11 protein-coding genes are annotated in these 14,255 nt (G+C 69.1%); 3 read left to right on the top strand and 8 right to left on the bottom strand.

Going from position 1 to position 14,255, the window contains the following annotated elements; genetic code table 11:
• Positions 1-9: 9 nt before the first annotated feature.
• From AC07PF_RS17195 to AC07PF_RS17185, 3 genes are all read right to left on the bottom strand, one after another.
• On the bottom strand, positions 10-822 hold the full coding sequence (locus tag AC07PF_RS17195) for an alpha/beta fold hydrolase (RefSeq protein ID WP_494612670.1): 813 nt from the start codon (positions 820-822) through the stop codon (positions 10-12).
• Between the two features lie 65 nt (positions 823-887).
• Positions 888-2,360, bottom strand: coding sequence for a DUF4303 domain-containing protein (locus AC07PF_RS17190; protein ID WP_494612669.1), 1,473 nt, complete (start codon positions 2,358-2,360; stop codon positions 888-890).
• 32 nt (positions 2,361-2,392) lie between these two features.
• Positions 2,393-3,700: an O-acetylhomoserine aminocarboxypropyltransferase gene (locus AC07PF_RS17185; protein WP_494612668.1), complete on the bottom strand. Its 1,308-nt coding sequence runs from the start codon at positions 3,698-3,700 to the stop codon at positions 2,393-2,395.
• Positions 3,701-3,812: 112 nt separating this feature from the next.
• On the opposite strand from AC07PF_RS17185, the gene AC07PF_RS17180 reads away from it, so the two are divergent.
• Genes AC07PF_RS17180 through AC07PF_RS17170 form a run of 3 tightly spaced genes read left to right on the top strand, consistent with a single transcriptional unit; the run spans position 3,813 to position 7,176 of the window.
• Entirely contained in the window at positions 3,813-4,262 is a 450-nt protein-coding gene (locus AC07PF_RS17180; RefSeq protein WP_494612667.1) for a CBS domain-containing protein, read from the top strand.
• Positions 4,263-4,294: 32 nt separating this feature from the next.
• Entirely contained in the window at positions 4,295-5,392 is a 1,098-nt protein-coding gene (gene aroC / locus AC07PF_RS17175) for a chorismate synthase (protein WP_436179269.1), read from the top strand.
• A 44-nt stretch (positions 5,393-5,436) separates the two neighbouring features.
• Positions 5,437-7,176 carry a bifunctional metallophosphatase/5'-nucleotidase gene (locus AC07PF_RS17170; protein WP_494612700.1) on the top strand — a complete coding sequence of 580 codons (1,740 nt, stop codon included), beginning with the start codon at positions 5,437-5,439 and terminating at the stop codon, positions 7,174-7,176.
• Between the two features lie 795 nt (positions 7,177-7,971).
• Here AC07PF_RS17170 and AC07PF_RS17165 read toward each other — a convergent pair.
• The 5 genes from AC07PF_RS17165 to AC07PF_RS17145 all read right to left on the bottom strand — a co-directional run bounded on the left by AC07PF_RS17165 (position 7,972) and on the right by AC07PF_RS17145 (position 14,243).
• Positions 7,972-10,140, bottom strand: coding sequence for a TonB-dependent receptor domain-containing protein (locus AC07PF_RS17165; RefSeq protein WP_494612666.1), 2,169 nt, complete (start codon positions 10,138-10,140; stop codon positions 7,972-7,974).
• A gap of 232 nt (positions 10,141-10,372) precedes the next feature.
• Positions 10,373-11,767, bottom strand: coding sequence for a sulfite reductase subunit alpha (locus AC07PF_RS17160; RefSeq protein ID WP_494612665.1), 1,395 nt, complete (start codon positions 11,765-11,767; stop codon positions 10,373-10,375).
• On the bottom strand, positions 11,764-12,852 hold the full coding sequence (locus tag AC07PF_RS17155; RefSeq protein ID WP_494612664.1) for an FAD:protein FMN transferase: 1,089 nt from the start codon (positions 12,850-12,852) through the stop codon (positions 11,764-11,766). Before AC07PF_RS17155 ends, AC07PF_RS17160 begins: the two co-directional genes overlap by 4 nt.
• 27 nt (positions 12,853-12,879) lie before the next feature.
• Positions 12,880-13,680 carry a DUF4198 domain-containing protein gene (locus tag AC07PF_RS17150; protein ID WP_494612663.1) on the bottom strand — a complete coding sequence of 267 codons (801 nt, stop codon included), beginning with the start codon at positions 13,678-13,680 and terminating at the stop codon, positions 12,880-12,882.
• A gap of 32 nt (positions 13,681-13,712) precedes the next feature.
• Positions 13,713-14,243 carry a DUF2271 domain-containing protein gene (locus tag AC07PF_RS17145; protein WP_494609335.1) on the bottom strand — a complete coding sequence of 177 codons (531 nt, stop codon included), beginning with the start codon at positions 14,241-14,243 and terminating at the stop codon, positions 13,713-13,715.
• Positions 14,244-14,255: the final 12 nt, after the last annotated feature.

The raw sequence follows: 14,255 nt of genomic DNA, 5'->3' as shown, positions 1-14,255 counted from the left end.
GCCTTTGGCTCAGGACAGGGAAATGAAGTCGCGGATCGCCATCAGCGTACCGTCTGGCGCCTCGCTCATCTGGTTGTGGCCCACGGGCAGGCTAGTGGTGTGCACCCGCTTGCCGGCTGCGCGCGCGGCCGCCACCAGGCCCTGGGCGGCCTTGGGCGCGGTCATCTGGTCCTGCGCGCCCAGCGCGAACAGCACGGGGCACTGCACGACGGCAATCGCATGCTCGCCGTTGGCATAGCTGTCGCAGGCCACGAAGCCGCGGTGGAACACATTCACGGCGCTGTTGCTGCGCAGCACCTTGCGGCCCAACGCCATGCCCGCGTTGTAGACCCAGAAGCCCGCGCCCGAAGGCGGCGCCAGCGTGCTGCGCGAGAACACGTTGACCATGCGCAGCGCCTTCTCGGGCTCGTTGAGCGCCGCGTCGATCAGTGCGGGCGAGACCTTCATCGGGTAGGCCGTGCCCACCAGCACCAGGTGGCTCACGCGCTCGCCCAGGCGGGCCGCGGCCTCCAGCGCGATCAGCGAACCGAAGCTGTGGCCCACCAGCGCCGCGCGCCGCACGCCCGCGGCATCGAGCAGCGCAGCGACGAAGTCCGCCCCCGCCTCGACGCTGGCCGGGGCTTCGCCCGCGCTGCGGCAGTGGCCCGGCAGGTCCACCGCCAGCACGTTCCAGCCATGGTTGGCGAGGTAGCGGCTTTGCAGCGCCCACACGCTGTGGTCGTTGAGCACGCCGTGGACCATGACCACGGTGGGCAGTGCGGGGTTGAACGCCTTGCCGCCGGTGTAGCAGTAGGTGGTGTGGCCGTTGACTTGGATCTGCATACGGATGGTTCCTCTTTGTCTGTCTTTGTTTCGTCGTTCTTGTCGTGCCAGCGCGATGGTCGCTCTCAGCGTGGCGGCACACCGGCGGCCAGGTCGTCCAGCACCTGGAGCCAGCGCTGCGCTGCGTCACGCACCTTGGTGCTGCCGTCCCCTCGGGCTGTGGCCTCGGCCAGCGGGCGCTGAGCGGCGGCCGCGCCACGCCAGTCGTCCAGGGCCAGCACGGCCAGGTAGCGCACGGTCTCGTCGCTGTCGTGTACCACGGCATGGGCCAGTGCGGGCACGGTGCGCGCACCGGCCTCGGCGCCAAGGGCCCGTTCGCCCAGCACCATGGCCGCATGCTGGCGCACCGCGGTCAGCGGCGACTGCAGGCCGCGCAGGGCCTCGTCCACCTCGTGCAGGCGCAAGGTGCAGGTGCCCTTGCCGGGGCGCAGCCATTGCTCCACCAGCGGCAGCAGCGCAGGCCGCACGGCGGGCAGGGATTCGACCGGGCGGTAGTCGAGCGGCAGTGGGTCCAGCGCACGGTTGCGGAACGCGCCATAGGGCGATGACAGGCCCTGCGCCACGCACTCGTCGCCCAGCTTGCCCGCCTGGGCCTGCTGCAGCAGCCAGGCGCTGTCGCCCAGGTGGGCCAGCGCACCGGCGCAGATATTGCGCCCGGCCTGGGCCAGATGGCGCAGGCTGCTGCGCGGCACGGCCCGGAGCACCTGGGCCCGCAAGGCAGCCACCACCTCGGGCGCGGCCGCGCCGATCTCGCCCAGCAGCCGCGCGGCCTCGCACTGCGTCTCGGTGCGCACCAGCAATTGCAGCAGTGCCGGAATGGCAGCGGAGCCAAAAGCGCGCAGCGCGCGCTGCGCCGCTTCGCCATGGCGCTGGGCCTGCTCACGCGTCAGGCCCAGTTCGGGCGCGGGCTGGTGCGCCAGGCAGGCCAGGTGGTAGCGCAGGCGCTCTGCCTCGGGCAGGGCCGCCACGCGCGCCTCTTCGGCCAGGTCTGCGGCATGGCCTGGCAGCAGGCGTGCAAAGGCTTCGTCGCCCAGGCAGCGCAAGGCCATGGCAACGCCCTCGTCGCTGTCCTCGTGCAGCAGAACGGCAAAGCCGGGTGTGAGCCGGTCGGCCACGGCCGATGCGTGCAAGGCATCGCGCAGGCGCTGGCACACGCGCACCAGGGCGTCGATGCAGCGGCGGTCCGCAGCCTCCCACTGCGCCACGTCGCCCCCTTGGGCCTCGGTCGCGAGTGCGGCTTCGGCGGCGGCCATGGCGGCGCTGCCCGACGCCATGTCGGGCCAGCACCAGTCCGCCGGGTTCCAGCGCAGTTCGTAGAGCGTTCCCTCGCCTTCCGATGCCTCGTCCCCGGCCCCGGCCAGTGCGGCCTCGCTGTTCATCGCCACGGTGGGCAGGTGGATGGGGCCATCGTGCTCGCGGTAGATGCCCGCGAGCGCCACGGCATAGACATCGCCGCGCAGCGGGTGCGCCTGCAGCGCGGGCAACACCTGCGCCAGCGCATCGTCGAGCAGCGTCTGCTCGAAGGCCTGCCAGTCCATGGCGGGTGCCGCCTGCGCTCCCATCGCCGGGCTCAGGCCGCCTTCTCCGCGGCCTTGAGGGCGCGCTTGAGGTCGTCGATCAGGTCGTCGGCATCTTCGAGCCCGATGGACAGGCGGATGGTGCCCTGCGTGATGCCGGCGTTGACCAGCGCCTCGTCGCTCATGCGGAAGTGCGTGGTGCTGGCCGGGTGGATCACCAGGCTGCGGCAGTCGCCCACGTTGGCCAGGTGGCTGAAGACCTTGAGCGCCTCGATGAACTTCTTGCCCTGCTCGCGGTTGCCCTTGAGGTCGAAGCTGAACACCGAGCCCGCGCCGCGCGGCAGCAGTTTTTGCGCCAGCGCGTGGCTGGGGTGGGTGTCGAGCATGGGGTGGCCCACGCGCGAGACGAAGGGTTGGCTGGCCAGGAACTCGACCACGCGCGCCGTGTTGCGCATGTGCCGCTCCATGCGCAGCGGCAAGGTCTCAATGCCCTGCAGGATGAGCCAGGCCGTGTGCGGGCTCATGCAGGCGCCAAAGTCGCGCAGGCCTTCACGCCGCGCGCGCAGCAAGAAGGCGCCGACCGAGCTTTCCTCGCTGAACACCATGTTGTGAAAACCCTCGTAGGGCGAAGTGAGCTCGGCGAACCGGCCCGCTGCGCGCGGGCCATCCCAGTCGAAGCTGCCGCCATCGACCACGATACCGCCCACCACCGTGCCGTGGCCCGAGAGGAACTTGGTGGCCGAGTGGTAGACCAGGTCGGCCCCCAGCTCCAGCGGCTTCATGAGCCAGGGCGAGGTCAGGGTGGAATCAACCAGCAGCGGCACACCCGCCTCGTGCGCGATGGCACTGATGGCGGGGATGTCCAGCACATCCAGGCCCGGGTTGCCCACGGTCTCGCCGAAGAACAGTTTCGTATTGGGCCGCACGGCGGCGCGCCAGCCGTCGATGTCACCAGGCTTGACGAAGGTGGTGGCTATGCCAAAGCGCGACAGCGTGTAGTGCAGCAGGTTCTGCGAGCCGCCATACAGCGCCGTGCTGGCCACGATGTGGCTGCCCGCGCCCATCAGCGTGCAAATGGCCAGGTGCAGCGCGGCCTGGCCGCTGGCGGTGGCGATGGCGCCCACCCCTCCTTCCAGTGCAGACACGCGCTGCTCCAGCACCGCGTTGGTGGGGTTGCTGATGCGGCTGTAAACATGGCCGGGCCGTTCCAGGTTGAACAGCGAGGCGGCGTGGTCGCTCGATTCGAAGACGAATGAGGTGGTCAGGTGGATCGGCACGGCACGTGCGCCGGTGACCGGATCGGGGGTGGCGCCGGCATGCAGCGCGAGCGTGTCAAAGCCGGGGTCGGAGTAACCGGGCATCCAATGTCTCCCATGTTGTCGGTGCTGGCAGGCATTGTGGGCTATATTTGATCGGAAACAAGCTGCGCCACCCCGGCGGTGGCCGCCCCGCTCGCCCCATTGGAGACCGATCATGAAAGTCAGCGATATCCTTCGCGTCAAAGGCAACACCCTCTACACCGTGACCCCCGACGAGCCGCTGGCCAACGCCGTGGACATCATGGCCGAGCGCGACATCGGCTCCCTGGTGGTGATGGAGCTTGGCGACCTGGTGGGCATGCTCACCTTCCGCGAGGTGATCCAGGCCATCGTCAAGAACGGCGGCAGCGTGGGCACGCTGCAGGTGCGCTCGGCCATGGACGACCACCCGCTGACCTGCACCCTCGAAACCGAGATGGACGAGGTACGCCGCATGATGCTGGACCGCCACGCGCGCTACATGCCGGTGATGGACAAGCGCATGCTCATGGGCGTGATCAGCTTCTACGACGTGGCCAAGGCGGTGGTGGACAGCCAGAACTTTGAGAACAAGATGCTCAAGGCCTATATCCGCGACTGGCCCGAGGAAGAGTCGGGCGGCTGAACAGGTTCCGCCACTCTGGGATAATCGGTCCCATGAGCGGCAACACCATCGGTACCCTATTCGCTGTCACCAATTTTGGTGAATCCCACGGCCCGGCCATTGGCTGCGTGATCGACGGCTGCCCGCCGGGCATGCCGCTCGCCGAGGCGGACATCCAGGCCGACCTGGACCGCCGCCGCCCCGGCACCAGCCGCCACGTCACCCAGCGCAACGAGCCCGATGCGGTGGAGATCCTCTCAGGCGTGTACGAAGGCAGGACCACCGGCACCCCCATCGCGCTGTTGATCCGCAACACCGACCAGCGCAGCAAGGACTACAGCAACATCTCCGAGAGCTTTCGCCCGGGCCATGCCGACTACACCTACTGGCACAAGTACGGCATTCGCGACCCGCGCGGCGGCGGCCGCTCGTCGGCACGCCTGACGGCGCCCACCGTGGCCGCTGGCGCCGTGGCCAAGAAGTGGCTGGCCCAGCAGTACGGCACGCAGTTCCGCGCCTGCATGACGCAGCTGGGCGAGCTGCCCATCCCCTTCGAGAGCTGGGACCATGTGCGCGCAAACCCCTTCTTCGCCCCCGTGGCCGACGTGCAGCAGTACGAGGACTACATGGACGCGCTGCGCAAGGCCGGCGACTCCTGCGGCGCGCGCATCCGCATCTCGGCCAGCGGCGTGCCCGTGGGCCTGGGCGAGCCGCTGTACGACAAGCTCGACGCCGACATCGCCCACGCCATGATGGGCCTGAACGCCGTCAAGGGCGTGGAGATTGGTGCCGGCTTCGAGAGCGTGGCCCACCGCGGCACCATGCACGGCGACTCGATGACGCCCCAGGGCTTTCGCACCAACCACGCCGGCGGCGTGCTCGGCGGCATCAGCACCGGGCAGGACCTGGAGGTCTCGATCGCGATCAAGCCGACCAGCTCCATCATCAGCCCGCGCGAGTCCATCGACATCCACGGTCAGCCCACCGAGGTGATCACCAAGGGCCGCCACGACCCCTGCGTGGGCATCCGCGCCGCACCGATTGCCGAGGCGCTGCTGGCGCTGGTGGTGATCGAGCACGCTCTGCGCAACCGCGCCCAGTGCGCGGACGTGGTGCGCGAGGTGGCCCCGATCCAGGCGTCGTTCCTTTGAGCTCCGCCGCCCGCACCCGTGGCGCCCGGGCATGCGCCACGGCGATGGCCCTGGCGGCAGCAGCACTGCTGGCAGGCTGCGCGTCGACGCCCGCGCCCACGCACATCGACATCGGCCTCATCGCCTTCAACGACCTGCACGGCAACCTGGAGCCGCCGCGCATGGCACTGCAGGTGGCTGCGCCCGATGGCAGCGGCCCGGCGCGCGTGCCCGCGGGCGGCGCGGCCTACATGGCCAGCGCCATCGCGCACCTGAAGACCCTCCACAGGCACCATGCGGTGGTGGCGGCCGGCGACATGGTGGGCGCGTCCCCCCTGGTGTCGGCCTTGTTCCTCGACGAGCCGACCATCGAGGCCGTCAACCGCATGGGCATCGACTTCAATGCCGTGGGCAACCACGAGTTCGACAAGGGCTGGCGCGAGCTGCTGCGCCTGAAGAACGGCGGCTGCGAGAAGCACACCGTGCGCGAGCCCTGCCAGCTCAACCCCGGCTTTCCCGGCACCAACTTCGGCCTGCTGGCGGCCAACACCGCGCACGACGACGGCCGCCCGCTGCTGCCGCCCACCGGCATCAAGCGCTTCACCGAAGGCGGCGTGACGGTCAGCGTGGGCTTCATCGGCCTGACCCTGCGCGGCACACCCGCCATGGTGGCGCCCGCCGGCGTGGCCGGCCTGCGCTTTGCGGACGAGGCCGACACGGTCAACGCCCTCATCCCCGGCCTGCGCGCCCAGGGCGCCGACGTGATCGTGGTCATGGTGCACGAGGGCGGCGAAACCGAGGCCGCCCTGGGCGAGACCAGTTGCAAGGGCCTGAGCGGCGACATCGTGCCCATCCTGGAGCGGCTCGACCCGGCGGTGGACGTGGTGGTCTCGGGCCACACGCACCGCTCCTACCTGTGCGACTACGGCACCGTGAACCCCGCGCACCCGCTGCTGCTGACCAGCGCAGGCCAGTACGGCACGCACGTCACCGACATCAGCCTGCGCGTGGACACCGCCACCCGCCGCGTGGTGCGCAAGAGCGCGCGCCAGGTCATCGTGCAGGGCGAGGGCTTCACCAGCGGCCCCACCACCTTCGCGGTGGACCAGCGCTTCCCCGTCTTCGCGCGCGATGAGGGCGTGCACGCCATCGTGGAGCGCTACCGCGCCGCTGCCGAACCCCAGGCCCAGCGCCCCGCGGGCCGCCTCACCGGCCCGGTCTCGCGCGAGCCTGCACCTTCGCTCGAAACCTCCATGGGCAACCTAATCGCCGACGCACAATTGCTCGCGGCCCAGGGCCCGGGCCTTGCCGCCCAGATCTCCTTCATGAACCCCGGCGGCGTGCGCGGCGTGCTGGTGCCCGGGCCCGATGGCCAGGTGCGCTACGGCCAGATGTTCACGGCCCAGCCGTTCGGCAACAGCCTGATGGTGCAGTCCTTCACGGGCGCGCAGGTCAAGGCCATCCTGGAACAGCAGTTCGCCAGCGGCACCAACACCGCGCAGAGCCCGCGGGTGCTGTCGGTCTCCAAGGGGTTCACCTACAGCTATGACCTGCGGTTGCCTGCGGGGCAGCGGGTGAGCGGCGTGTTGCTCAACGGCCAGCCGCTGCGCGCCGATGCGGTCTACCGGGTGGTGGTGAGCAGCTTCCTGGCTACGGGCGGGGATAACTTCACTGTCTTCACGCAAGGCGTGGATGGGTTGGGGGCGGGGCAGGATCTGGATGCGTTGGAGGCTTACTTCACTGCGGCTGGTGGGGCTGTGGTGCCGCCGGCTACGGATCGGATTGTTCGCGTGGATCTGCCCTGATTTTTCTGTTGTCGGCTTGGGGCTTGTTTGAGCCGCGTGCTTGCATTGACGGCGGAGGCCGGGGTATGCGCCCGGCGGCGCACCTACTGTTCTTTTGCTTCGCCAAAAGAAAGTAGGCAAAGAAAAGGCGACCCCGCTGCCCGTGTCCCCACTCGCCTGGCGGCAAGTGGGGCAGCCTGCGATGCTCTGTCCTGGGGTGTGCCGCAGAACTCGCTGCGTTCTTCGAACTCCGCTCAGACAGCTGCGGCAAGCCAGACAACGATGCGCGTGTCCTTCGGCACGCGCTCACCCCAGGCCCTGCGCTTCTCGGCACGGTCAGAAGGGGGTGGATACCAACACGGGCCATTGCTTCGCTCGGCCCCATTTGCCTCGCTGCGCTTCGGCGTCGGCAGCGCGCAGCGCGTAATCGACACCCGGCGCAGCTGCGCAGCAGCAGCCGTCTTTGACCCCGCTCCCCACCCCTGCTGGCTGCGCCGAGAAGCGCAGGAGCTGGGGTGGGTGCGTGTGCCGAAGGACACACACGCTTCGTCCTCCAGCTTGCCGCAGCTGTCTGAGCGGAGTTCGAAGAACGCAGCGAGTTCTGCGGCACCACCCCAGTTGCATCGCAGGCTGCCCCCGTTCGCCCGACAGGGCGTACGGGGGACGCAGACTGGGGGTCGCCTTCTCTTTGGTGACTTTCTCTTGGCGGCCCAAGAGAAAGTTACTGCGCCGCCGGGCGCACATCCCGGCCCCCGCCCTCAAACCAAGCACGCCCGATCAAAGCGAAGCGACGCCCCCAATCACGCAATCACGCAATCAGAACTCGTAAGTAGCCGAAAGCCAAAGACGCCGCCCATCCTGGCTGTTCGTATAAAGATTCCGATAGTTCACCACCGCAGGCGACCCCGGCACCGTATACGGCGTGTACTCCACAAAATCCTTGTTGAACAGGTTGTAGACCGCCGCGTTGACCGTGAACTGCGGCGTGACCTGGTAACTGCCCCCCACATGGAACTGCGTGTACGCCTTGAAGTCCCCCAGTGCAGCCTTCGCAGCCCGCGTATCCGCCGTGGTCCCCGGATCCCGGAAACGCTCGCTGCGGTACTCCGCACGCAGCCACACATTCCACTGCTGCGAAGGCTCCCAGTTCAGCCGCGCGTTGAGCGCATGCTCGGGCGTGTCCATGAGCGGCTTGCCCACGTTGGGCCCGCTCTTTTGCTCGCTTTGGGTGTACGTGTAGTTGGCCGTGGCCGACCAGGCCTTGGCGATCGGGATGCGGGTGCTCAGTTCGAGCCCGCGCGTCACGGCCTCGTCGACGTTGATGGACTGGCCGAAGGCGTCCACGCGTGGCCAGTTGCCGAAGCTCACGCAGCCGGGGCGGTTGGGCGCCACGCTGTAGCTGCAGTTGAGCAGGCCCGGGCCGCTGGTGATCTTGTCCTTGAAGTCGTTGTTGAACAGCATGGCGCTGGCCGCAAAGCCACCGGGGCTGTCGAAATACACGCCCAGCTCGGTGCTGCGGCTGGTCTCGGGTTTCAGGCCCGGGCTGCCCACCAGGGGAATCGTGCCCTGCCCGCCAAAACCGTTGATGCCAGGCGCCAGCTGCTCCACGCGCGGCGTCTTGTAGCCGTTGCTCACGCCACCCTTCACGGTCCACTGCGGGGCCGCGTTCCACACGCCATAGACGCGCGGGCTGACCTTGCCGCCGAAGATGCTGTGCTTGTCGTAGCGCGCGCCCAGGGTCAGCTTGAAGTTCTGCAGCAGGCTCCATTCATCCTCGGCGAACACGGCCTTCTGCGTGAAGGCGAACGTGCCCGGGGCCACGCCGTCCTTCATCTCGGCGTCCCACCACTGGCCGCCCACGGTGGTCAGGTGGTTGCTGCCCCAGGGCAGCATGAGCTTGGTGTCCAGCACCTTGCTCTGTACCTCCAGCGCGCGCGCCGTGCCCTGCACCGCACCGGGGGTGCCGGGCGGAATGGTGCGGCCGATGGTCTCGGTGCGGTTGAGCATGTAGCTCGTGTCCCATGTGCCGAAACCGTAACGGCCGGTGTGGGCCAGTGTGAGCTGGTCGCGGTGGTACTTCTGCTCGGGGGCATAGCCGCCCTGCACACCCAGCGTGCCCAGTTGCCCGCGCGAGTTGTCGTAGGTCTGACGACCCGTGTCCAGGTCGAGCGTGAGGTCGTGGTATTGGTTGGGCGTGAGTGCCAGGCGAGCGCCCAGGGTGTTGACCTCGGACTTGACCGGGTTGGCCCCCATGATGGGCACCACCTCGCTACCGGCCTGCGTCACATAGCGGATGTCCGATGCACCGCGGCGGAAGCTGCTGCCGCGCAGGGACAGGCCGAGCATGTCTTCCTTGATCGGGCCGCTCAGGTAGAACTTGCCCGAGCGGGTGTCGCCAAAGTCTGACTCCTCCTGCAGCGTGTAGTCGGCCGAGAAGGAGCCGGCCCAGGTCTTGCCGACCTTGCGGGTGATGATGTTGACCACGCCGCCCATGGCGTCCGAGCCGTACAGCGTGGACATGGGGCCTCGGATGACCTCGATGCGCTCGATGGCTGACAGGGGCGGCATGAAGCTGGTCTGCGTGCCGCCGAAATCGTTGGGGGTGACGTTACCGGCCGCGTTCTGGCGGCGCCCGTCGATCAGGATCAGCGTGTAGTCGCTGGGCATGCCACGGATGCTGATGTTCAGCCCGCCCGACTTGTCCGTGGCCGTGCCGATGTCCACGCCCTCCACGTCCTCGAGCGCCTGCGCGATGCTGTTGAAGCGGCTGTGCTCCAGCTGCTTGCGCGTGATCACGGTGATGGAGGCCGGCGCCTCCTTGATGTCCTGCTCGAAGCCGGAGGCAGAGACGACCACCTCGCGCAACTGGGCCGTGGCAGGCTCCTGGGCCATTGCAGTGCCCCCCGCGCACACGGCGGCGACCAGCAGGGAAAGGGAAGAAAGACGCAGCGGGCACGCGGCGCCGGCAGGCATGCGGATGGGCATGAGAACAACACTCCAGGGAACAACGATGGAAAACGACGGAAAGGGTCCGTGCCACGCGCTCTGAAATGTTTTGTTCTGCGGCTCAACGACGGTCGACAGCGGCAAGCGCTGTCTGCGGTGTTGACTGTATCAATCAATAACAAAAATCGTTGTCATTACCATTCGCGTCCGATGGATTCGCAGGCATGTGCTGCGGCGCGTGTATACGCACGCATGCGATGAGGGCTCGCCCTCAGTACACATCGCGCCGGTAGCGCCCGCTGCGCACCAGCTCGGCCATGGGCACGGGCCCGAGCAGGCCGGCGAGTGCCATGTCCACGCCCTGGGCCATGCCCTGCAGGCTGCCGCAGACGTAGATGGCGGCGCCCTGCTCCTCGACCCAGGCACGCACGGTGGCGGCCTGCGCCTGCAGCAGGTCCTGCACATAGACCTTGTGGGCCGGGTCGTCACGCGAAAAGGCCAGGTCCAGCCGCGTGAGGACCCCACGGGCCTGCCAGGCGAGCAGTTCATCGCGGAACAGGAAATCGTGCGTCGCCTGCCGCTCGCCGAACAGCAGCCAGTTGGGCCCTGCCCCGGCCTGTGCGCGGGCCCGCAGGTGGCTGCGCAGGCCTGCAATGCCCGTGCCGTTGCCCACCAGGATCAGCGGGCGCGCCGCGTTGTCCTCCAGCCGGAAATTGCGGTGCGCGCGCAGGCGCATCTGCACGGCCTCGCCCACGGGCGCGCCATGCGTCAACCAGTGCGATGCCAGGCCCGGCGTGCCATCGTCGCGCAGGGCCTGGCGCACCACCAGGTGCACGCGGCCATCGCTGGCGAGCGAGGCGATCGAGTACTCGCGCGGTTGCGCCATGTCGCCCGGTACGCAGACCTGCACCAGGTCGCCCGACTCCCAGGCCGCAACCTCGCCGGCCGGCGGTGCCAGTTCGACCAGGTGCACCGGTGCCCCAGCGCTGCCGGGATTGAGGTGGCTGCGCGCGGCCAGCGTCCATGGGCCAAAGGCCGGGGCCTCCCAGGCGGGCAGTTCGCTCAGGCTGGAGACCTGGGCCAGGTGGTGCTGCCAGGCCGTGAGGGCAGCGGGATCGCCGTTGTCCATCTCCACGCACTCGAACAGCGGCACCGCGCCGCGTGCGCGCAGCCAGGCATCGAGCTGGCGGCCAAAGCCGCAGAAGTGCGCGTACTGGCGGTCGCCCAGGGCCAGCAGGCCGTACTGCAGCTGCGACAGATCGGCTGCGGCGCCCTCCTCCGAGCCCATGCAGGCCTGCTGGAACGCGGCGGCATTGTCGGGCGCATCGCCCTCGCCGTAGGTGCTGGCCAGGAACAGCGCACGCCGGCTGCGCGCCAGCAGGCCCGCATCGAGCTGGTCCAGCGTGCACAGGTGCACCGGCTCGCCGGCCGTGTGCAAGAGGCGCGCGGTCTCGCGCGCAAGCTCCTCGGCCTGGCCGGTCTGGCTGGCATAGACCACCAGCAGCGGTTGCACGCCTTCGCGCGCCGATGCCAGGGCCTGGGCCTGCGCGGCCTGGGCGCGGTGCCTGCGCCGCTCGCGCAGCCAGATGGCGGCACACATGGCGGCGTACAGCAGCACCAGGGCGGCGGCAGCGGCCAGCCGCACAGTGGGATCAGAAAAGTTCATTGAAATTCGGGAATGCGCTCGCGCCAGGCCGGGGTCGCAGTCCACCGGGCCCCCTGGTCCGTGCGCTCGCACAGCAGCGCGGCCACGCCCTGCCCTGTGGCAAAGGCCAGGCCTTCGACCGGCCCCAGCACCGTGAGTACCGTGGCCAGGGCATCGGCGTGCATGCACTCGGGGTGCAGCACCGTCACGCTGGCCAGCGCATGGGCCACCGGCTCACCCGTGCGCGGATCGACGGTGTGCGAGTAGCGCCGCCCGCCATGCTCGAAGGCATGCCAGTGGTCGCCCGAGGTGGCGATCGCCATGTCCTTCAACGGCAATGCCCGGGCCGGGCCTGCGGCCTCGCCTGCCACGGCCACGCGCCAGGGCTGTCCACCGGGGCGCATGCCGCTGGCGCGCAGCTCGCCGCCCACCTCGGCCAGGAAATCGGTCCATCCCTGCGCACGCAAGGTGTCCACCACCAGGTCCACCGAATAGCCCTTGGCAATGCCCGACAAGTCCAGCTGCAGGCCGCCAGGCTGCAGCGCCTGCATGGAATCATCGCGCAGCACCAGGCCAGCGCCAGGCGGGCGCAGGGCCGACAACTCCGGCGCCAGAGGCATCGCCGCCGGTGCGCTGTGGTCGGCATGCGGATCGGGCCGCGGGCCGAAGCCCCAGCGGCTCACCAGCGCCCCCACGCCCACGTCGAACGCACCGCCGCTGGCCAGCGCCCAGTGCCGCGCGGCCTGCAGCACCGCGCAGAACTCGGGCGACAGCGTGTGCCAGCTGCCCGCCGGCGCGCGGTTGAAGCGCGACACCTCCGACTCCGGCTCCCAATTGCTCATCTGCCGCACGACCAGCGCCAGTGCATCCTCGATGGCAGCGCGCACGGGCGCCAGCGGCGCGAACTGCGGGTTGCACAGGCGCACCGACCAGGTGGTGCCCATGGCCTCGCCGGCCAGGATCTGCAAGGCCGTGGAATCGGCCGCACGCACGGGTGCATGCGGCGCGGCATGGCCGGCACCGCCGAACGACACCCGGGCGGCAAGGGGCGCAGCGCCTGCGGCTGCGCGCCCGAACCCGGGGCCGTAGTGCACCTTGATGGTCATGCGCGCAGCAACCTCACCGTCGACTGGTCAGGGCAGGACTTCGAGCGTGCCCACGTACGACAGGCGGCGTTCCTTGGCCTGGGGCAACGAGGTCTTGTCGTCCTTGGCGTCCGCGTCCACCCAGTACATGCCGGCGGCAGGCCAGGTCACGCTGAACTCGCCCTTGGCATCGGTGGTGGCCTTGATCTCCCCGACCTTGTCGCGGTAGCGCGTGGCACCCGCCACCAGCACCACTTCAAGGTTGGCCGCAGGCTTGCCGTCGACGTGGAAGGCGAAGGTGGCCTTCTCGCCCTTCACCAGGTCGTTGGGGTGCGTCACGGGTACCAGCTCCAGGCCCTGGCCCGTGGGCTTGATGGCGCTGGGCTTGCCGACCGTGATGAAGGTCTCGATGCGGCCGGCGGACTGCGTCACCTTGAGGTCCTGCGCGTCGGCAGGCACTTCGGCCGCGAACTTCTCGGCCGTGCCACGCCAGCGCTTGTTCTGGCCGGCCTTGTCCTTGTAGGTGGCGTTCAGGCCGCTGTTGACCACGGCCAGGTGGTAGGTACCGGGCAGCGTGAGGTTCAGGTCGAACACGCTGCGCAGCTTGCCGCGGTGCGCGTTCTCGGGCTTGATCGAGGAGCCATCGGGTGCCACCACCACGAGGTTGTCCAGGCCCAGCGGCACATGGTTGAAGAAGAACAGGTCGTTGGACACGGCGGCATCCACCGTGACCCACTCGGCCTTGGAGAGCACCGTGGTCGATGGCAGGAGCCAGACATTGTGGGCCTGGGCCGAGAAGGCACCGCACAGCAGGGCGAAGCAGGTGGCGATACGGGTCTTGAATTGCATGGAAGGTCTCCGGGTATGGGGGGGTGATGCTGTCAGGGCTTGAGGTCGAGGGTGACCTCGCCGAGCTCGCTGCTGCCCTTGGCGCTCAGCTGCTGGGCCTTGGCGGCGGGCCAGGTGAAGGGGATCGTCACCAGTTCGCGGCCGCCGACCTCGCGCGAGGCCTCGACCACCAGCTTGTAGCTGCCGGCGGGCAGCGTGGCCAGTTGCTTGGTGCCTTCGTTGAAGGCCACCTGGTGCTTGCCCACGGGGCGCGTGGGGCTGGTCACGCCGTCGATGGGCACGGCCAGGTCACGACCAGTGCGGCGCCACCATTGGCGCAGGTCCTTGAGCCACTTGGCGCCCTCGTCGTTCTTCATCTTCACGTCGTACCAGACGGCCAGGGTGGAGGCCACCGAGTTGTCGGCACGCTCGACCCACATCGCCACGTAAGGGCGGTGGTACTCGGCCACGTCCAGGCGCGGGATCTCCACGCCCACGCCCAGTCCGGCCGCGAAGGCCGGGGCCCCCAGGCAGGCGCCCAGCGCCATGCTGTAGCGCAGGTGCAAATGCTTCGTCACAGGCATTTTTCGTTTCTT

This window comes from Acidovorax sp. GW821-FHT10A04, from assembly GCF_059415825.1.
This window is presented reverse-complemented; position numbering and strand designations above follow the sequence as displayed.